General features: G+C 71.4%; 18 protein-coding genes. 10 read left to right on the top strand and 8 right to left on the bottom strand.

Going from position 1 to position 17133, the window contains the following annotated elements:
• Positions 1 to 27: 27 nt before the first annotated feature.
• Together C229_RS0109735 and C229_RS0109730 are read right to left on the bottom strand one after the other, a co-directional pair.
• Positions 28 to 1029 carry an aldo/keto reductase family protein gene (locus tag C229_RS0109735; RefSeq protein WP_018654877.1) on the bottom strand — a complete coding sequence of 334 codons (1002 nt, stop codon included), beginning with the start codon at positions 1027 to 1029 and terminating at the stop codon, positions 28 to 30.
• A 19-nt stretch (positions 1030 to 1048) separates the two neighbouring features.
• Positions 1049 to 1624, bottom strand: a complete 576-nt coding sequence (locus tag C229_RS0109730) for a DUF3043 domain-containing protein (RefSeq protein ID WP_240487198.1) — start codon at positions 1622 to 1624, stop codon at positions 1049 to 1051.
• 162 nt (positions 1625 to 1786) lie between these two features.
• Between C229_RS0109730 and C229_RS0109725 the strand changes: the two genes are divergently transcribed.
• The 4 genes from C229_RS0109725 to pspAB all read left to right on the top strand — a co-directional run bounded on the left by C229_RS0109725 (position 1787) and on the right by pspAB (position 4529).
• Positions 1787 to 2602 carry a PspA/IM30 family protein gene (locus C229_RS0109725; RefSeq protein WP_081639815.1) on the top strand — a complete coding sequence of 272 codons (816 nt, stop codon included), beginning with the start codon at positions 1787 to 1789 and terminating at the stop codon, positions 2600 to 2602.
• Positions 2599 to 2877: a PspA-associated protein PspAA gene (gene pspAA / locus C229_RS0109720; protein ID WP_018654874.1), complete on the top strand. Its 279-nt coding sequence runs from the start codon at positions 2599 to 2601 to the stop codon at positions 2875 to 2877. Before C229_RS0109725 ends, pspAA begins: the two co-directional genes overlap by 4 nt.
• A 166-nt stretch (positions 2878 to 3043) precedes the next feature.
• Positions 3044 to 3958 carry a zinc metalloprotease HtpX gene (gene htpX / locus C229_RS0109715; RefSeq protein WP_018654873.1) on the top strand — a complete coding sequence of 305 codons (915 nt, stop codon included), beginning with the start codon at positions 3044 to 3046 and terminating at the stop codon, positions 3956 to 3958.
• Between the two features lies 1 nt (position 3959).
• Positions 3960 to 4529 (top strand): PspA-associated protein PspAB, encoded by a 570-nt coding sequence (pspAB, locus tag C229_RS0109710; protein WP_018654872.1) that lies wholly within the window; start codon positions 3960 to 3962, stop codon positions 4527 to 4529.
• A gap of 53 nt (positions 4530 to 4582) precedes the next feature.
• Here pspAB and nadA read toward each other — a convergent pair whose 3' ends face one another.
• Positions 4583 to 5737, bottom strand: coding sequence for a quinolinate synthase NadA (gene nadA / locus C229_RS0109705; RefSeq protein WP_018654871.1), 1155 nt, complete (start codon positions 5735 to 5737; stop codon positions 4583 to 4585).
• A gap of 242 nt (positions 5738 to 5979) precedes the next feature.
• On the opposite strand from nadA, the gene C229_RS0109700 reads away from it, so the two are divergent.
• Positions 5980 to 6342, top strand: coding sequence for a HesB/IscA family protein (locus C229_RS0109700; RefSeq protein WP_018654870.1), 363 nt, complete (start codon positions 5980 to 5982; stop codon positions 6340 to 6342).
• Between the two features lie 136 nt (positions 6343 to 6478).
• On the top strand, positions 6479 to 7456 hold the full coding sequence (locus C229_RS0109695) for a carbohydrate kinase family protein (RefSeq protein WP_018654869.1): 978 nt from the start codon (positions 6479 to 6481) through the stop codon (positions 7454 to 7456).
• A gap of 40 nt (positions 7457 to 7496) precedes the next feature.
• Here the strand turns inward: C229_RS0109695 and C229_RS36065 are convergent, their stop codons facing one another.
• Positions 7497 to 7859, bottom strand: coding sequence for a sulfurtransferase TusA family protein (locus C229_RS36065; protein ID WP_155884745.1), 363 nt, complete (start codon positions 7857 to 7859; stop codon positions 7497 to 7499).
• Positions 7860 to 7910: 51 nt separating this feature from the next.
• The gene (locus C229_RS0109685) at positions 7911 to 9056 is read right to left on the bottom strand and encodes a cysteine desulfurase family protein (protein WP_018654867.1); all 1146 of its coding nucleotides are present in this window, start codon (positions 9054 to 9056) and stop codon (positions 7911 to 7913) included.
• 132 nt (positions 9057 to 9188) lie between these two features.
• Between C229_RS0109685 and ctaC the strand changes: the two genes are divergently transcribed.
• The 4 genes from ctaC (at position 9189) to C229_RS0109665 (ending at position 13601) form a co-directional block, all read left to right on the top strand.
• Positions 9189 to 10013, top strand: a complete 825-nt coding sequence (gene ctaC / locus C229_RS0109680) for an aa3-type cytochrome oxidase subunit II (protein ID WP_476692004.1) — start codon at positions 9189 to 9191, stop codon at positions 10011 to 10013.
• The gene (ctaD, locus tag C229_RS0109675; protein WP_018654865.1) at positions 10010 to 11674 is read left to right on the top strand and encodes an aa3-type cytochrome oxidase subunit I; all 1665 of its coding nucleotides are present in this window, start codon (positions 10010 to 10012) and stop codon (positions 11672 to 11674) included. Before ctaC ends, ctaD begins: the two co-directional genes overlap by 4 nt.
• A gap of 3 nt (positions 11675 to 11677) precedes the next feature.
• Complete coding sequence (locus C229_RS0109670) at positions 11678 to 12088, top strand: cytochrome c oxidase subunit 4 (protein ID WP_018654864.1); 411 nt, start codon at positions 11678 to 11680, stop codon at positions 12086 to 12088.
• A 325-nt stretch (positions 12089 to 12413) separates the two neighbouring features.
• Positions 12414 to 13601: a L,D-transpeptidase gene (locus C229_RS0109665; RefSeq protein ID WP_018654863.1), complete on the top strand. Its 1188-nt coding sequence runs from the start codon at positions 12414 to 12416 to the stop codon at positions 13599 to 13601.
• A gap of 58 nt (positions 13602 to 13659) precedes the next feature.
• Here C229_RS0109665 and C229_RS0109660 read toward each other — a convergent pair whose 3' ends face one another.
• The 3 genes from C229_RS0109660 to C229_RS0109650 form a co-directional block, all read right to left on the bottom strand.
• Entirely contained in the window at positions 13660 to 14841 is a 1182-nt protein-coding gene (locus tag C229_RS0109660) for a M48 family metallopeptidase (protein ID WP_240487194.1), read from the bottom strand.
• A 209-nt stretch (positions 14842 to 15050) separates the two neighbouring features.
• The gene (locus C229_RS0109655) at positions 15051 to 16283 is read right to left on the bottom strand and encodes a hypothetical protein (RefSeq protein ID WP_018654861.1); all 1233 of its coding nucleotides are present in this window, start codon (positions 16281 to 16283) and stop codon (positions 15051 to 15053) included.
• A 42-nt stretch (positions 16284 to 16325) separates the two neighbouring features.
• The gene (locus C229_RS0109650; RefSeq protein ID WP_018654860.1) at positions 16326 to 17126 is read right to left on the bottom strand and encodes a CHAP domain-containing protein; all 801 of its coding nucleotides are present in this window, start codon (positions 17124 to 17126) and stop codon (positions 16326 to 16328) included.
• Positions 17127 to 17133: the final 7 nt, after the last annotated feature.

Raw genomic sequence — 17133 nt, 5'->3', positions numbered from 1 at the left:
CGGACGTCCGGCCCCGCCCGCGGAACGCTACGGCCGGGTCTTCGGGCTCGTGGTGAGCGCCGGGTCGCGGACGACGGTGTCACCGAGCACGCCGTCGATCCGGGCGAGGACGTCCGCGTCGAGCGTCACCCCGGCGGCGCGGACGTTGTCGCGGACCTGCTCGGGCCGGGACGCCCCGATGATCGCGGACGACACGTTCGGGTTCTGCAACACCCACGCCACCGCGAGCTGCGCCATCGTCAGCCCCAGCTCCTCCGCGACCGGCCGCAGCTCCTGCACGCGGGTGAGGACGTCGTCGTCGAGGAAGCGGCGGATGAAGTCGGCGCCGCCCTTCTCGTCGGTGGCGCGCGACCCCTCCGGCAGCGGCTGCCCCGGCCGGTACTTGCCCGTCAGCACGCCCTGCGCGATCGGCGACCAGACGATCTGCCCCAGACCCTCGCGCTCGCTCAGCGGGACGACCTCGCCCTCGATGACCCGCCACAGCATCGAGTACTGCGGCTGGTTGGAGACGATCCGGTCGAAGCCCATCTCGCCGGCGATCTTCAGCGCCCGCTCGATCTCGTCCGCGCGCCACTCCGAGACGCCCACGTACAGGACCTTGCCCTGCCGGACCAGGTCGTCGAACGCGCGGAGCGTCTCCTCCAGCGGCGTCTCGTGGTCGAACCGGTGCGCCTGGTAGAGGTCGACGTAGTCGGTGCCGAGCCGCCGCAGCGACCCGTGCAGCGACTCGTTGATGTGCTTGCGCGATAGGCCCCGGTCGTTCGGGCCTTCGCCCGTCGGCCAGTAGACCTTGGTGAAGATCTCCAGCCCCTCGCGCCGCTGCCCGGCGAGCGCGCGGCCGAGGACGGCCTCGGCGCGCGTCCCGGCGTAGACGTCGGCGGTGTCGAACGTGGTGATGCCCTCGTCGAGCGCGGCGGACACGCACGCCAGCGCCGCCTCCTCCTCGACCTGCGACCCGTGCGTGAGCCAGTTGCCGTACGAGATCTCACTGACCTTGAGGCCGCTGCGCCCCAGATTCCGGAACTTCATGCGTCCGACCCTACGGCGGTCAGGACGGCTTCTGTCCCACCTGGACCTGGGGGCGGGGCTGACGCAGCCGGCGGATCTGCATGGCGCGCAGCGCGGCGTACAGGCCGACGCCCTTGAGGTTCTCGTCCGGGTACTTGGCGGCGGCGAGCCGCTTGACGCCCGAGCTGATCATGAAGCCCTCGACGAACACGACGGCGAGCAGCAGCGGCGGCGCGAACAGGCCGAAGATCTGCGCGGCCGGGATCGGCAGCAGGCTGACCGCGATGATCGCGAACAGGATGTACATCAGGTAGGACGCGATGGTGCGCCGCGAGTCGACGTAGTCGCGGGCGAGCCGCCGCACCGGGCCCTTGTCGCGCTTGAGCAGGTAGCGTTCCTCGCCGCGGGCCATCCCCTCCCGCATCTTGACGCGCTCGGCCGCCTGCTTCTCGCGCATCTTGCGATAAGCCTCCTTGCGGTTGGCCGGAGGCGCGGTGATGGGCTGGAGGCGCTTGCGCTGCGCCTCGCTGCGCTTGGGCGTGGGCCTGCCCTTGCCTCCCGGCTTTACTACCTCGGGAGGATTCTCGGGGGCTTCCTGGGTACGACGTCGGAACACAGGGATCAGCCTACCGGCTGGGATTCGCCGTCCGGCTGCGAACATCGTGACCTCCCCATGCGTTAACGCGTAGGGTGATAGAAGCCCAGCAGTGGCCATTGAGCCCAGTTGAGCCCAGTTTGCGACTGAGCGACAGCACACGAAGGGACCGGCGCCGGCGCGATGAGCGTGATGAAGCGAATGTCGATGATCTTCAAGTCCAAGGCCAACAGGACCCTGGACCGCATGGAGGACCCGCGCGAGACGCTGGACTACTCCTACCAGCGGCAACTGGAGATGCTCCAGAAGGTCCGCCGCGGCGTCGCCGACGTCGCCACCTCGCGCAAGCGGCTGGAACTCCAGATCAACCAGCTCGAGGGGCAGCAGAACAAGCTGACCGACCAGGGCAAGAAGGCCCTCCAGGTCGGCCGGGAGGACCTCGCCCGCGAGGCCCTGACCCGCCGCTCCGGCCTGGACTCCCAGCTCGGTGACCTGCGCGCCCAGTACCAGCAGCTCCAGGGCGAGGAGGAGAAGCTGACGCTGGCCTCGCAGCGGCTCCAGGCCAAGGTCGACTCCTTCCGCACCCGCAAGGAGACGATCAAGGCGACGTACACGGCCGCCGAGGCGCAGACCAAGATCAACGAGGCGTTCAGCGGCATCTCCGAGGAGATGGGCGACGTCGGCCTCGCGATCCAGCGCGCCGAGGAGAAGACCGAGAACATGAAGGCGCGCGCGGGCGCCATCGACGAGCTGCTCGCCTCCGGCGCCCTGGAGGACTTCTCCGGTCCCAAGGACGACATCCAGGCCGAGCTCGACCGCATGGGCAGCGGCCCCGGCGTCGACATGGAGCTGGAGCGCCTCAAGGCCGAGCTGGGCCAGGGCTCCGCGCCCAAGGAGCTGAACCAGGGCCAGGGCCAGCAGCAGGGGCAGCCGCAGGGCCAGCCGCAGCCGCAGCAGCAGGTCCAGTGGCCGCAGCAGCCCGGCGGGGGTGCCCAGTGATCGTCCGGATCATGGGGGAGGGGCAGCTCGACGTCGCCGACGACGACCTGTCGGCCCTCAACGCCCTGGACGACGAGCTGGAGTCGGCCATCGAGACGGGCGACGAGGCGAAGTTCCGCAGCGCGCTCAACGCCCTGCTGGACAACGTCCGCAAGGTCGGCAGCACGCTCCCCGCCGACAGCCTGGCCCCGTCCGAGCTGATCCTCCCGCCGGTCGACGCCGGCATCGAGGAGGTCCGCCAGATGCTCGGCGACGAGGGACTCATTCCGGACTGACGTCCCCGGCCCGGGACGTCGGCGCCGGGGGAGACCCCGGGCATGACGCGACGGCGCCCGCCGCGGAGCGGAAGTCCCCCCGCCCCGCCTGCGGCGCGGCACGCACGCCGTTGTTTGAAAGATCACGCACGTGGGACGACCGAGGGAGGTCGTGGAGGGGGAAACGATGGCACGCACACGGTACGCACCCGACCGGGGGCTCACGTCCCGGATGCTGCTGACGATGTTCCTGCTGGGGCTCGTCTACGTCGTGTTCGTCGGCGCGGTGTTCGTCGCCGCGCCGCGCTTCGGCCCGATCGCGCTGCTCGTCGCGGCGGTCTTCCTCTTCGCGCAGTACTTCTTCAGCGACCGCATGACGCTGTTCGCGATGCGGGCGCAGGTCGTCACGCCCGAGCAGGCGCCCGAGCTGCACGGCGTCGTCGACCGCATCATCGCGCTGTCGGACGCGCCCAAGCCGAAGGTCGCCATCGCCGACACCGACGTGCCGAACGCGTTCGCGACCGGCCGCAACCAGAAGAAGGCCGTCGTCTGCGTCACGACCGGGCTGCTGCGCCGGCTCGACCCGGTCGAGCTGGAGGGCGTCCTGGCGCACGAGATGGCGCACGTCGCGCACCGCGACGTCGCCGTGATGACGATCGCGTCGTTCCTCGGCATCTGCGCCGGGCTGCTGACCCGCGTCGGGCTCCAGGCGGGACTGTTCGGCGGGTTCAACCGCCGCAACGACCAGAACACCGGGCTGATCCTGCTGGCGGTGGTCGTGGTCAGCGCCGTCGCGTACGCGATCAGCTTCCTGCTGACGCGGGCGCTGTCGCGGTACCGGGAGCTGTCGGCCGACCGGGCCGCCGCGCTGCTGACGGGCCGTCCGTCCGCGCTGGCCAGCGCGCTCACGAAGATCTCCGGGGACATGGCCCGCATCCCGTCCCGCGATCTGCGCTCGGCCGAGCCGTTCAACGCGTTCTTCTTCGCGCCCGCGTTCACCAAGGGCGTCAGCCTCTCCACGCTGTTCTCGACGCACCCGTCGCTGGACAAGCGCCTCGACCAGTTGCAGAAGATCTCGGGCCAGCTCGGCCGGGGGGAGTGACATGGGGTTCCTGGACGCCCTGCTCGGCCGGTCCAAGCCGGCCAAGCCCGATCTGGACCGGCTGTTCGGCCTGTCGACGGCCGCGATCACGCTGGAGGCGGCGGCGGGCTTCACCCCGACCGGCCTCGGCTCGGTCTGCTTCCGCGCCGCCGAGGGCGCCGCGTTCGCCCGTCTCCAGGCCGACGTCCAGGCCCTGCTGGACGCCGACGACGGCCCCGCCGTCGAGATCACCCAGGACTCCTACGGCTACACCTGGATCATGGACCGGCACGACCCGTCCGACGTCCCCGGCCTGGTCACCGAGCTGCACGCGGTGAACGCGTCGCTGGAGCAGAACGGCTTCGGCCCGCAACTGCTGTGCTCGCTGGTGGGTTTCACCGGCCCGGACGGGCAGCGCCTCGCCCTGGTGTACCTGTACAAGCGCGGCACGTTCTACCCCTTCGCCCCGCTCCCCGGCGACAAGCGGGACAACTCCCTCGAACTCCAGGTTCGCGGCGCCGTCGGCGCCGACCTCCCGTTCGAACAGGACCTCACCCGCTGGTTCCCCGTCTGGGGCGCCCCCGGCGTCTGACCGCGAACAGGGCCGCCGCACTCCGCGTGCGACGGCCCTGATGTGCGTCCGGGCTACGGCAGCGCGAGCATCCGGTCCAGCGCGAGACGCGCGTAGTGGGCCGTGTCGGCGTCCACCTGGATCTGGTTGACGACCTCGCCCGCCGCCAGCGACTCCAGCGAGTGCACCAGGTGCGGCAGGTCGATGCGGTTCATCGTGGAGCAGAAGCAGACGGCCTTGTCGAGGAACATGATCTGCTTGTCGGGGTTCTGGGTGGCCAGGCGCTTCACCAGGTTGAGTTCGGTGCCGATGGCCCAGGCCGAACCGGCGGGCGCGGCCTCGATCGTCCGGATGATGTACTCCGTCGAGCCGACCTGGTCGGCGGCGCGGACGACCTCGTGGCGGCACTCGGGGTGGACGAGGACGTTGACGCCGGGGACGCGGGCGCGGACGTCGTTCACCGAGTCCAGGGAGAAGCGGCCGTGCACCGAGCAGTGGCCCTTCCACAGGATCATCCGGGCGTCCTGGAGCGTTCCCTCGGGCAGCCCGCCGTTCGGCCGGTGCGGGTTGTAGACGACGCAGTCGTCCAGCGACAGCCCCATCTCCAGCACGGCGGTGTTGCGGCCCAGGTGCTGGTCGGGCAGGAACAGCACCTTGGAGCCCCGCTCGTACGCCCAGTCCAGCGCGCGCTTGGCGTTCGACGAGGTGCACACCACGCCGCCCCGGCGGCCGACGAACGCCTTGATGTCGGCCGAGGAGTTCATGTAGGTGACGGGGACGACGTCGTCGGCGATGCCGAGGTCCTCCAGGGCCTCCCAGCACTCCTCGACCTGGTCGAACGTGGCCATGTCGGCCATCGAGCAGCCGGCCGCCAGGTCCGGCAGGACGACCTGCTGGTGCCCCGCCGTGAGGATGTCGGCCGACTCGGCCATGAAGTGCACGCCGCAGAACACGATGTAGGGCGCGTCGGGACGGGCCGCCGCCTGCTGCGCGAGCTTGAACGAGTCGCCGGTCACGTCGGCGAACCGGATGACCTCGTCGCGCTGGTAGTGGTGGCCGAGGACGAACACCCGGTCGCCGAGCGCCGCCTTGGCGGCCTCGGCGCGCGCGACGAGGCCGGGGTCGGAGGCGGGCGGCAGGTCGCCGGGGCAGTCGACGCCGCGTTCGCTGGCCGGATCGGAATCGGCGCCCAGCAGCAGCAGCGGAAGATCGCGCACGGGGGTGGTCACGGGAGTCTCCCTCCAGCGACGGGTACTTATCGTCGCATTGACGACTAATCATCGCACACGACCGGCGATGCGCCCGACCGAGACCCCCGCGCCCGGCCGTCGCGGACCTCGCGTGAAACACTGGCGGGGACACGGAATGGCTCGACGGCAAGGTACGTTGAGTCGAAGGAAGAGGCGTGCCGACGCGTCCTACACGAGACATCGCCGCCCCAGGCGGCACGCGAGACCCGGGAGCTGAACACATGACGGTTTCAGGCGAGACCACGCAGGAGACCACCCAGCAGGGTGTCGTCCTCACCGACAACGCCGCGGAGAAGGCCAAGGGCCTGCTGGAGCAGGAGGGCCGCGACGACCTCGCGCTGCGTGTCGCCGTGCAGCCCGGCGGCTGCTCGGGCCTGATCTACCAGCTCTTCTTCGACGAGCGCGAGATGGACGGCGACCAGGTCCAGCACTTCGACGGCCTCGACGTCCGCGTCGACCGGATGAGCGCCCCCTACCTCACCGGCGCCACGATCGACTTCGTCGACTCGATCGAGAAGCAGGGCTTCACGATCGACAACCCGAACGCCTCGGGCTCCTGCGCCTGCGGCGACTCGTTCAACTAGCAGCACCCGTGAGGGGCGGTCCGCTTCGGCGGGCCGCCCCTCACGCGCGTCCGGTGGCACGCGGCGAGAAGGGGCGGCCGGAGGGGACGCAGTACGCTGGGGTGTCCGCCAGTTCCCCGACGAGGAGAGCGACGCAGTGCGCATCGCCGTCACCGGCTCCATCGCCACCGACCACCTGATGACCTTCCCCGGTCGTTTCACCGACCAGCTCATGGCCGACCGGCTCGACCGGGTCTCGCTGTCCTTCCTCGCCGACGAGCTGGAGATCCGGCGCGGCGGCGTCGCCGCCAACATCTGCTTCAGCATGGGCGTGCTCGGGCTGCGCCCGATCCTGGTCGGCTCCGCCGGAGCCGACTTCGCCGACTACCGGTCCTGGCTGGACCGGCACGGCGTCGACACCGCGTCCGTGCACCTGTCCGAGCTGCGGCACACCGCCCGGTTCCTGTGCACGACCGACACCGAGCAGAACCAGATCGCCACGTTCTACGCGGGCGCGATGAGCGAGGCCCGCAACATCGAGCTGGGCCCGATCGCCGACCGCGTCGGCGGCCTCGACCTCGTCCTGGTCAGCCCGAACGACCCCGAGGCGATGCTGCGGCACAGCGACGAGTGCCGGTCGCGCGGCGTCCCGTTCGCCGCCGACCCGTCCCAGCAGCTCGCCCGCATGAACGGACCCGAGGTCCGCCGGCTGGTCGAGGGCGCCGCGTACCTGTTCACGAACGAGTACGAGAAGGCGCTCTGCGAGGAGAAGACGGGCTGGTCCGACGAGGAGATCCTGTCCCGCGTCGGCGTCCGCGTCACGACGCTCGGCGCCAAGGGCGTCCAGATCGACCGCGCGGGCGCCGAGGGCGTCCACGTCCCCGGCGTCGTGATCGACCACGTCGTCGACCCGACGGGCGGCGGCGACGCCTTCCGCGCGGGCCTGCTGTCGGGCGTGAGCTGGAACCTCCCGCTGGAGCGCGCCGCCCAGGTCGGCAACCTGATCGCCGCCTACGTCCTGGAGACCGCCGGACCGCAGGAGTACACCCTCACCCGCGACGGCTTCCTCACCCGCCTCAAGGCGGCCTACGGCGACGAGGCCGCCGCCGACATCGCCCCCCACCTCCCGCACTGACGGACACGTAGTGAAGGGCCGGGCCGCGTGGCCCGGCCCTTCAGTACGTCCGGCGGATGTGGAAGCCCCAGCCGCCCTGGGGCAGGGTCTCCTCGCGGACGAAGTCCTGGGACTTCATGCGGCACCAGGCGGGGATGTCGGTGCGGGCGGCGACGTCGTCGGCGAGGACGGCGATGATCGCGCCGACGGGCACCTCGCGCAGGCGGTCGGCCAGCATGATGATCGGGATCGGGCATTTGCGGCCCAGCGCGTCGATCACCAGCGCCGGGGCCGCGGCCGACTCGGGGACGGGTGCGGCGAGCGGGGCGGCGGGCTCGGGCGCCGGGCGGCCGGTCTCCCGTTCGGCGGGACGCCGGCCGCTGTGCCGCCCGGCGGCGCGCTTGCCGCGGCCTTTGAAGATCATGCGGACGTCCGCCTCCCGGTCGGGGCCGTGCATGCGGGCTGCACGGCCGGGTCAGCGCAGGTTCTCGCGCAGGCGCGCGACGACGCCGGGCAGGGCGCCGAGGAAACGGTCGACGGAGTCCCGCGTCGTGCCGCGCGGCAGCGAGACCCGCACGTTCCCATGGGTGATCACTCCCATCGCTTCCAGAACATGGCTCGGACGCAGCGTATCCGCCGTGCAGGAACTACCCGACGAAACGGCAAATCCCAGCCGGTCAAGTTCGGTCAACAACGCCTCACCCGCCACATACAGGCAGGAAAAGGTCACCAGGTGGGGCAGCCGGTCAACGGGATCGCCCACCACCTGCACGTCCTCGATCGTCCGCGCGACCGTCGTCCGGACCAGGTCCACCAGCGCCGCCAGGCGCGGCGCCTCGGCGGCCGACTCCGCGTGGACCGCCGCCAGCGCCGCCGCCGCCCCGGCCGCCGCCGGCACGTTCTCGAACCCCGGAACGCGGCGTCCCTCGCGCTCGTCCGCCGGAAGCGGCGAGCGGAACCGCGTCCCCTTCCGGACGACGAGCACCCCGACCCCCGGCGGCCCGCCCCATTTGTGGGCGCTCGCCGTCAGAAACGACCATCCGTCCGGGACGGCGACACGCCCGGCCGACTGCGCCGCGTCCACCAGCAGCGGGACGCCCGCCGCCCGGCACGCCGCCGCCGCCTCCGCGACCGGCTGCACCGTCCCGACCTCGTGGTTGGCCGACTGGAGGCACGCCAGCGCCGTGTCCGGCCGCAGCGCCGCCGCGAACTCCGCCGGATCGACGCGGCCCTCCCGGTTCACGCCGACGATGCTCACCTCACCGCCGTCGGCCTCGTGCCGCTCGGCCGCGTGCAGCACGCTGGAGTGCTCGACCGCGCTCACCACCAGGTGCCGCCCGGCCCGGCGCCGTGCGGCGAGGCCGCCGAGAACGCCCAGGTGCACGGCCTGCGTGCCCGACGACGTGAACGCCACCTCGTCCGGGCGGGCGCCGAGCACCCCGGCCACCTGCGCCCGCGCGCGGTCCAGCAGCAGCCGCGCCGACCGCGCGGGACCGTAGAGCCGCGCCGGGTCGGCCCACGCCGCGTCCAGCGCCGCGACGAGCGCCGCGCGGCCCGCCGGATGCGGGGGTTCGGTGGACGCCGCGTCCAGGTAGGCGCCGATCGCGCCGTGATCAGCCACGCCAGAACACTAACCGGCACCCAACCGGGGGTCCGCGCGACCCTCGCGCTAATGTGTCCATCGCACGTGTACCAACTGATCTCACCGCCCGGATCACCCCGGGCCTCTCAAATCCGTGGGGAAGGCATTTCCGTGAGTCCGACCCGCTCTAGGGAGCGGCGTACGCCTGTGCGCAGTCGCCGCGCAGTCCGAAGCGCCGGCGCGCTGGGCCTGCTCGCGCTGACCGCCACCGCGTGTAGCGGTGAGGCGTCCCGCCTGGGCATGCCCGAGCCGATCAGTGACCAGGCCGAGCGCATGCTGACGCTCTGGCAGGGCTCCTGGATCGCCGCGTTCGCCGTCGGCGTCCTGGTCTGGGGACTGATCATCTGGGCGGTGCTGTTCCACCGCAAGCGCACCGAGGACCTGCCGCCGCAGGTGCGCTACAACCTGCCGATCGAGATCCTGTACACGGCCGTGCCGTTCGTGATCATCGGGGTGCTCTTCTTCTTCACCGCGCGCGATCAGGACTACGTCGAGACCCTCTCCGACGACCCGGCCGTCACCGTCGAGGTGACCGGGTACCAGTGGAGCTGGCAGTTCGACTACAAGGACAGCCCGGCGAAGAACGCGCGCACCATCGCGACCGTCACCGGCATCCCCGTCGACCCGAACCACCCGGTCCCCGGCGGCAAGCCCGTGCTGACGGTCCCCGCAGGCGAGAAGGTCCGGATCAAGCTGGTCGCCAACGACGTCATCCATTCCTTCTGGGTGCCGGCGCTGCTGTACAAGAAGGACCTCATGCCCGGCCTGGACAACGAGTTCGAGTTCACGGCCAACAAGACGGGCACCTATGAGGGCCGCTGCGCGGAACTGTGCGGCGTCGACCACAGCCGGATGCTGTTCCAGCTCCGCGTCGTGACGCCCGAGCAGTACCGCACCTACATCACCAACGCCCAGAACGCGGGAGGTGCCCAATGACCGCCGTGGCCGACGCGCCGAGCGCGGTGACCGCGTCGCGGACGAGCAAGGGGCGCCTGGTCGCCTCCTGGATGTCGTCCACCGACCACAAGGTGATCGGTTACCTCTACCTGATCACCTCGTTCGTCATGTTCCTCATCGGCGGCGTCATGGCGCTGCTGATGCGGGCCGAGCTGTACGAGCCCGGCCTCCAGGTCGTGAGCAACGAGCAGTTCAACCAGCTCTTCACGATGCACGGCACGATCATGCTGCTGATGTTCGCGACGCCGCTGTTCATCGGCTTCGGCAACGTCATCGTCCCGTTGCAGATCGGCGCGCCGGACGTCGCGTTCCCGCGCATGAACATGCTCGCGTACTGGCTGTTCCTGTTCGGCAGCCTGATCGTCCTCGCGGGCTTCCTCACCCCGAACGGCGCCGCGTCGTTCGGCTGGTTCGCCTACGCGCCGCTGTCGGACTCGGTCCGCTCGCCCGGCGTCGGCGGCGACATGTGGGTGATGGGCCTGGCCATGTCGGGCTTCGGCACGATCATGGGCGGCGTCAACTTCATCACCACGATCCTGTGCATGCGCGCGCCCGGCATGACGATGTTCCGCATGCCGATCTTCACCTGGAACATCCTGCTCACCTCGATCCTGGTGCTGCTGGCGTTCCCGGTGCTGGCCGCCGCGCTGCTCGCCCTGGAGGCCGACCGCAAGCTCGGCGCCAACGTCTTCGACGCCGCGCACGGCGGCGCGCTGCTGTGGCAGCACCTGTTCTGGTTCTTCGGGCATCCCGAGGTGTACATCATCGCGTTGCCCTTCTTCGGCATCGTGACCGAGATCCTGCCGGTGTTCAGCCGCAAGCCGCTGTTCGGCTACGTCAGCCTGGTGTTCGCGACCATCGCGATCGCCGGCCTGTCCATCACCGTGTGGGCCCACCACATGTACGTGACCGGCCAGGTGCTGCTGCCGTTCTTCTCGTTCATGACGTTCCTGATCGCGGTGCCGACAGGTGTGAAGTTCTTCAACTGGATCGGCACGATCTGGCGAGGGCAGTTGACGTTCGAGTCACCGATGCTCTGGTCGATCGGCTTCCTGGTCACGTTCCTGTTCGGCGGCCTGACCGGCGTCATCCTGGCGTCCCCGCCGCTGGACTTCCAGCTCTCGGACTCCTACTTCGTCGTCGCGCACTTCCACTACGTCGTGTTCGGCACCGTGGTGTTCGCGATGTTCGCCGGGTTCTACTTCTGGTGGCCGAAGTTCACCGGCAAGATGCTGAACGACCGGCTCGGCAAGGTGCACTTCTGGCTGCTGTTCATCGGCTTCCACGGCACGTTCCTCGTCCAGCACTGGCTGGGCGCGGCGGGCATGCCGCGCCGGTACGCCGACTACGCCGACGAGTTCACCGCGCTGAACCAGGTCTCGACGATCTTCTCGTTCATTCTCGGCATCTCGATGATCCCGTTCTTCTACAACGTCTACATCACGGCGAAGAAGGGCAAGAAGGTCCTCGTCGACGACCCGTGGGGCTACGGGAACTCGCTGGAGTGGGCGACGTCGTGCCCGCCCCCGCGCCACAACTTCAACTCGATCCCGAAGATCCGCTCCGAGCGGCCCGCGTTCGACCTGCACCACCCGCACGTGGGTGTCAAGGGCGACCTGGCCAGGGTGGAAGGAGAGTAGCCGATGCGCGTCCAGGCGTTCCTGTTCTACGGGTGTGCGCTGTTCTTCCTCGTCACCACGGTCGTGTACTGGCTGTGGTCGGGTGAGTGGACCGGCACCACCGCGCTCGCGATGTCGGTCGGCCTCGCCGCCCTGGTCGGGTTCTACGTCCACGTCCAGGTCCGCCGCATGGAGCGGGCGAACGGCGGTCCCCTCTACGAGGACGACCCCGAGGGCGACATCTCCGACGCGGCCGGTGAGCTGGGCTTCTTCAGCCCGCATAGCTGGTGGCCGCTGTACGTCGCCCTGTCCGCCACGATGATCACGCTCGGCGTCGTCTTCGGCTGGTGGCTCGCCATCATCGGCGCGGCCGCCGCGCTGATGACGACGATCGGCCTGGTCTTCGAGTACTACCGGGGCCACTTCGCCCACTGATCACGTCGCACGCCCGCGAGGCCCCGTCTCCGTTCCGGAGGCGGGGCCTCGCGGCGTTTCACCGGCGGACGGGACGGCGTGTCCCGCCGGTGCGTGTCCGGTCATGTCCGGACGGGGAAGCCCTGTGCGTGGCAAATGCAGCACCCGTAAACAACGGCCAAAATCCGGCACATTAAAGACACGCCTATCGCTTCGGCGTTTCGTGGTGGGGGCGGGGTCGTCCGGCTTCATACTGGGCACGCTTGACTGCACACAGTGATGACCGGGGGAGTTGACGGTGCGGGGCGGCGTTTCAGCAGCAGGGAATCGCGGCCGGCTGGTCCGCGTGGTGGCGATCGGGGCGGCCATCGCGGCGGCGGCGGCCGGATGTTCGGGGCAGGACGCGCCGATGGGGCAGAACGCCCTGGAACTGGCGATGTCCCCGGCCGAGGGGGCGGGCGGCGCATACCGGCCCGACCGGCCGATCACGGTGCAGGCCAGGAACGGCACGGTGGAGAACGTCACGGTCACCACGAAGGGCGAGGCGGTCGAGGGGGCGCTCAGCGCCGACCGGTCGCAGTGGAAGTCGCGCTGGTCGCTCACGCCCGGCGCCGAGTACACGGTGACGGCGACGGGCCTCGGCAAGGACGGCAAGACCCGTACCGCGACGAACCGGTTCACGACGGCGAAGGTCGCCCGGACGGTCGCGACCACGCTGGAGGCGCCCTTCGACAAGGAGACCGTCGGCGTCGGCATCCCGATCATCCTCCAGTTCGATCGCCCGGTCACCGCGCGCGCGGCCGTCGAGCAGGCGCTGGAGGTCCGCTCGGAGAAGCCGGTGGAGGGCGCCTGGCACTGGTTCGGCGACCAGCAGGTCGTCTTCCGCACCAAGCAGCACTGGCCCGCCCGCACCGACGTCGAGTTCCGCGCCCACCTGGCCGGCGTGCGGATGACGAAGAACCACTGGGGCGGCAAGAACCAGACGGTGCGGTTCCGCGTCGGCGACGCGCACGTGTCCAAGGCCGACGAGGACAACCACACGATGGTCGTCAAGAAGAACGGCAAGACCGTGCGCACGATCCCGGTGAGCATGGGCCGCGGCGACGTCCGCAAGTACACGACGACGAACGGGAACCATCTCACGATGGAGAAGGCCAGCCCCGTCATCATGGACTCCTCGACGGTGGGCTGCGGCCCGGGCTGCGCGGGCTACTACCGCCAGACGGTGTACTCGGCGGTGCGCATCTCCGACAGCGGCGAGTACGTGCACAGCGCGCCGTGGTCGGTCGGCTCGCAGGGCAACAGCAACGTGAGCCACGGCTGCCTCAACATGAGCCCGTCCAACGCGTCGTGGTTCTACAAGTTCTCCCACCGGGGCGACCCGGTCAAGATCACCGGCACGAGCCGCGAGCTGGAGCCGGAGAACGGCTGGGGCTACTGGCAGCTCTCCTGGAAGGACTGGGTCGGCGGCAGCGCGCTCAAGCGCTCGCAGCACATCGGCCCGACCGGGGACATCGCCGCGCCCGCGTCCTGACGCCGCACGCTCTCCGCCCCCGCCCGTGTCCCGGGCGGGGGCGGAGCCGTTCCCGGCGTCAGGGGGCGCCGGGCGGGGGCTCCGGCGCGCCGTGGTGCCGCGCCCAGGCGCGGGCGAGGGCGATGCGCTCGGGGGACGAGGGGTGGGTGCTCCACAGGAGGCGTTCGAGCGGGTCGGGGTCGAGGTCGGAGATGTTGCGGCGGGCCAGCTCGCGCTGCATCGCGGCGAACGTGGCCGGGTCGCGGGTGAGGTCGAGCGCGTGCACGTCGGCGCGGGCCTCGATGCGGCGGCTGACGAGGTTCTGCACCGGCGCGGACACCTGCGTGCCGACCGTCACGAGCGCGAGGACGAGGGCCGCCGCGCGGGGCGTCGCGGCGCCCTCGCCGCCGGGGTCCAGGCCCGCGCGGCGCAGGAGGCGCGGTGACGTCAGGAGCGCGCCCAGCAGGCACATGGCCCCGGCGACGCCGAGCGCGCCGAGCAGGGTGCCGTACAGGACGTCGCCGCGCGCGGCGTGGCCGAGTTCGTGCGCGACGATCGAGCGCACCCGCTCGGGCGGCGAGGCCAGCAGCGTGTCGTAGACGACGATGCGCCGGGTCGAGCCGAACCCGGAGACGTAGGCGTTGAGCGTCGTGGTGCGGCGGGACGCGTCGGCGACCAGGACCTCCCGGACGGGGACGCCGTCGCGGTCGGCCATCGCGAGCAGGTCGGAGCGCAGCGCCCCGGCGGGCAGCGGCTTGAAGTCGTTGAACACCGGCTCGACGACGACCGGGTAGGCGAACGACCCCGCGACGACGAGCAGGAACCCGCCGAGCGCGGCGCCCGTCCACCAGTAGCGCGGGAACCGCCGCAGCAGCAGGACGAGCAGCAGCAGCACGATCGTCCACAGCACCCAGGTGACGGCCAGCGAGCGGGCCTGGTCACCGAACCAGGACGTCCACGACTGCGTCGTCAGCCCGTACCGGCGCAGCACGGACGAACTCCACACCCGGAACGGCAGCGCCGCGACGCGCAGCACGACGGCCAGCGCGAGCGCGGCGACCGCCACCCGCAGCGGCCACCGCGGCACCCGCGCTGTGACCCATCCGACGAACCGCGCCCCGAGCGGCGTCAATCCGAGCACCAGCACGAGCGCGAGCCCCACGACCAGCCCGCCGTACGCGGCGGGCGCGAGCGCCGCGTCGAACTCCCGCGCCCGCTCGATCTGCGCGGCGGTGAAGTCCCGCCCCGGATCAACGGACACCCCGGCCACTCCCGGCAGCGGATCCCAAGGCGTCGTGATCACCAGCACGACTCCCACGGCCACGAACAACACCACGGCACACACGACGGCGACCCACCGCGCCCGCCCCTCACCCGACACGCTCACCGCTGGCTTCCTCCCGTCCCTGCGAAGATCCAGTGTGGCGCCTTCTGGCCCCCCGCCCTAGCGGCATGGTGATCAGAGGGCAGTCAACCCAGTTCGCGCCGGAGTTCGGTGCGCCATTGGGCCGTGAAGCGGGAGAGCGAGAGGCCGAGGGTGGAGCGGAGGGCGGCTGACTCGGAGGTGCGGCCTGCCGTGCGGTAGAGGTGGAGCAGGATCTTTTCGCCGTGGTCTCGGGCGATCATCCGGCAGGCGAGCCAGGACTCCTGGTACGCCTGCGTCAGGCGGTCGGACGAGGCGGAGAAGGCCGCCGCGTCCGGCAGGGCCGACGGGACGCGGCCCGCGCGGACGTCCGCGCGGAGTTCGGCGGCGGCCTCGCGGACGCCGAGGTTCGCGCGTTTGTAGCCCACGTGGTCGGCCAGGCCCTCGATGAGCCACATCGGGGTGCGGGTGTCGCGGGCGGCGTCCAGGGCGACGTGGGTGAGCTCGTGGGTGAGGACGACGTCGCGGCCGGTGGCGGTGAGGCGGGTGAAGGTGCCGGGGGAGACCACGACGCGGTCGGCGCCCCGGCCGCCGTCGACGCCGGGGGCGACGGTCGCCAGGGCGGCGATGCGGGTCAGGTCCGGGGACGACGACCCCGCGAGCGCGCGGGCCACGGCCGGGCGCGCGGGTGCCAGCGCGACCGACGTCCGCGCCCACCCGCGTCCGGTGACGGACGTCACGACGGGCTCGGCGGCGTCCAGCCGCCGGGAGATCTCGGCCACTTCGGGGGCGTCGCCGATCACCAGGCTCGCCGCGCCGGTCACGACCCGCAGCGGGCCGCCGTCCCAGATCTCCGGATCGTCCCCGGCGCCGCTGCCGGAGACGCGCCAGCCGCCGTCGTGCCAGGTGAGCCGCAGCGTCCGCTCCCGGCCGGTCTCGGCCCGGTCGAAGCCGCGCAGCCGGTGCCGGACGGTCACGCGCACGCTCGCCTCGCCGGACGGCGCGACGTCCCCGAACCCGGCGAACCGCTCGCGCCAGGCGTCCAGCGGCATCCGCCGCAGGTTGTCGAACACCCGCCCCTCCGGCGCGCGCAGCGCGGGCGTCACCGTGTCGAGGAACGCCGCCCGGTCGCCGCGCGCGACGGCCGCCGCCCGCCGCTCCAGCAGCGCGCCGACGGCGTCCTCCCCGGGCGCCCCGGACGGCGCGGCCCCGGGCCGCAGCACGGCGAACGCCGCCGCGCCGAGCAGGGCCAGCACGACGCAGAGCCCCGCGGCCAGGGCGCCGGTCCGCCGGGAGGCGGGTGGCGCCGGCCGCGGGGCTCCGCGTCCGGGATCGCTCATGCGGGCGATCCTACGAGCCGGTGGGACGGCCCGGGTCATCGGTCACTTGGCGTACTCGGGGTAGCCGTAGCCGACGATCTGCGACGTCTTGCGGGTGCGCTCCTTGACGGCGTTGTCGGTGTTGCCCTCGATGGTCTTCACCGTGCCGTTGCCGTTGTCCTTGACGACCATGCCGACGTGGACGATCGAGCTGACGGACTTGGAGCCCTTCCAGTTGAAGAACACGACCGCGCCGGGCTTGGGCTTGGTGCCCCAGCGGTCCTGCTTCTGGAAGTACTTGGCGTGCTGGACGGTCCAGGCGTCGGAGCCGAAGTCCTTCTGCATGCCGAGCTCTTCGCCGACCCAGGAGACGAACATGGAGCACCACGCGGCCTTCTTGTAGGCGTTGATGTGGCCGCCGTCACGGTCGACGGTCTCCTTGGCGCGGTCGGTGCCCGCGTACCAGCTCGAGAACTTGGTGTTGCCCGAGCCGTTCTCGCGGATGCCGACCTGCGAGCGGGCCTTGGCGATGGCGTCCTGCGCGGTGCCCTTCTTCGCCTCGCGCGGGGCGTCGACCTTGCCGTCGGCGGCGTCGCCGCGCTGCGGCTCGGCGGGCGCCGACTCGGGCTCGTCGGCCGGGGCCTCGGGCGCCTGGACCTGCTCGGGAACGGTCAGGCCCTTGGGGGCGACGGCCGCACCGGCGGCGGACAGGGCGCCGCCGGCCGGGGCGTCCTGGCCCGGGATCGGCAGGGCGGCGTGCGCGGCGGTGCCGGCGGTGCCGAGGAAGACGGCGCTCGCGGCGAGGGTGCCGGTGACGCGGAGAGCGACGGCGAGCGGGGTGTGCTTACGGGTGGTACCGGACATGCTGAGT

The sequence above is a fragment of the Actinomadura flavalba DSM 45200 genome (assembly GCF_000374305.1).
GTDB classification, from domain to species: domain Bacteria; phylum Actinomycetota; class Actinomycetes; order Streptosporangiales; family Streptosporangiaceae; genus Spirillospora; species Spirillospora flavalba.
Note: the sequence above shows the minus strand (reverse complement) of the source record. Positions and strands in the feature narration are given on the sequence as shown.

Bases quoted from the DNA above. Each gene is read 5' to 3' on its own strand.
- C229_RS0109735 (WP_018654877.1), bottom strand. From the start codon at position 1,029: ATGAAGTTCCGGAATCTGGGGCGCAGCGGCCTCAAGGTCAGTGAGATC.
- C229_RS0109725 (WP_081639815.1), top strand. From the start codon at position 1,787: ATGAGCGTGATGAAGCGAATGTCGATGATCTTCAAGTCCAAGGCCAAC.
- htpX (WP_018654873.1), top strand. From the start codon at position 3,044: ATGGCACGCACACGGTACGCACCCGACCGGGGGCTCACGTCCCGGATG.
- pspAB (WP_018654872.1), top strand. From the start codon at position 3,960: ATGGGGTTCCTGGACGCCCTGCTCGGCCGGTCCAAGCCGGCCAAGCCC.
- C229_RS0109700 (WP_018654870.1), top strand. From the start codon at position 5,980: ATGACGGTTTCAGGCGAGACCACGCAGGAGACCACCCAGCAGGGTGTC.
- C229_RS36065 (WP_155884745.1), bottom strand. From the start codon at position 7,859: ATGATCTTCAAAGGCCGCGGCAAGCGCGCCGCCGGGCGGCACAGCGGC.
- ctaD (WP_018654865.1), top strand. From the start codon at position 10,010: ATGACCGCCGTGGCCGACGCGCCGAGCGCGGTGACCGCGTCGCGGACG.
- C229_RS0109670 (WP_018654864.1), top strand. From the start codon at position 11,678: ATGCGCGTCCAGGCGTTCCTGTTCTACGGGTGTGCGCTGTTCTTCCTC.
- C229_RS0109655 (WP_018654861.1), bottom strand. From the start codon at position 16,283: ATGAGCGATCCCGGACGCGGAGCCCCGCGGCCGGCGCCACCCGCCTCC.
- C229_RS0109650 (WP_018654860.1), bottom strand. From the start codon at position 17,126: ATGTCCGGTACCACCCGTAAGCACACCCCGCTCGCCGTCGCTCTCCGC.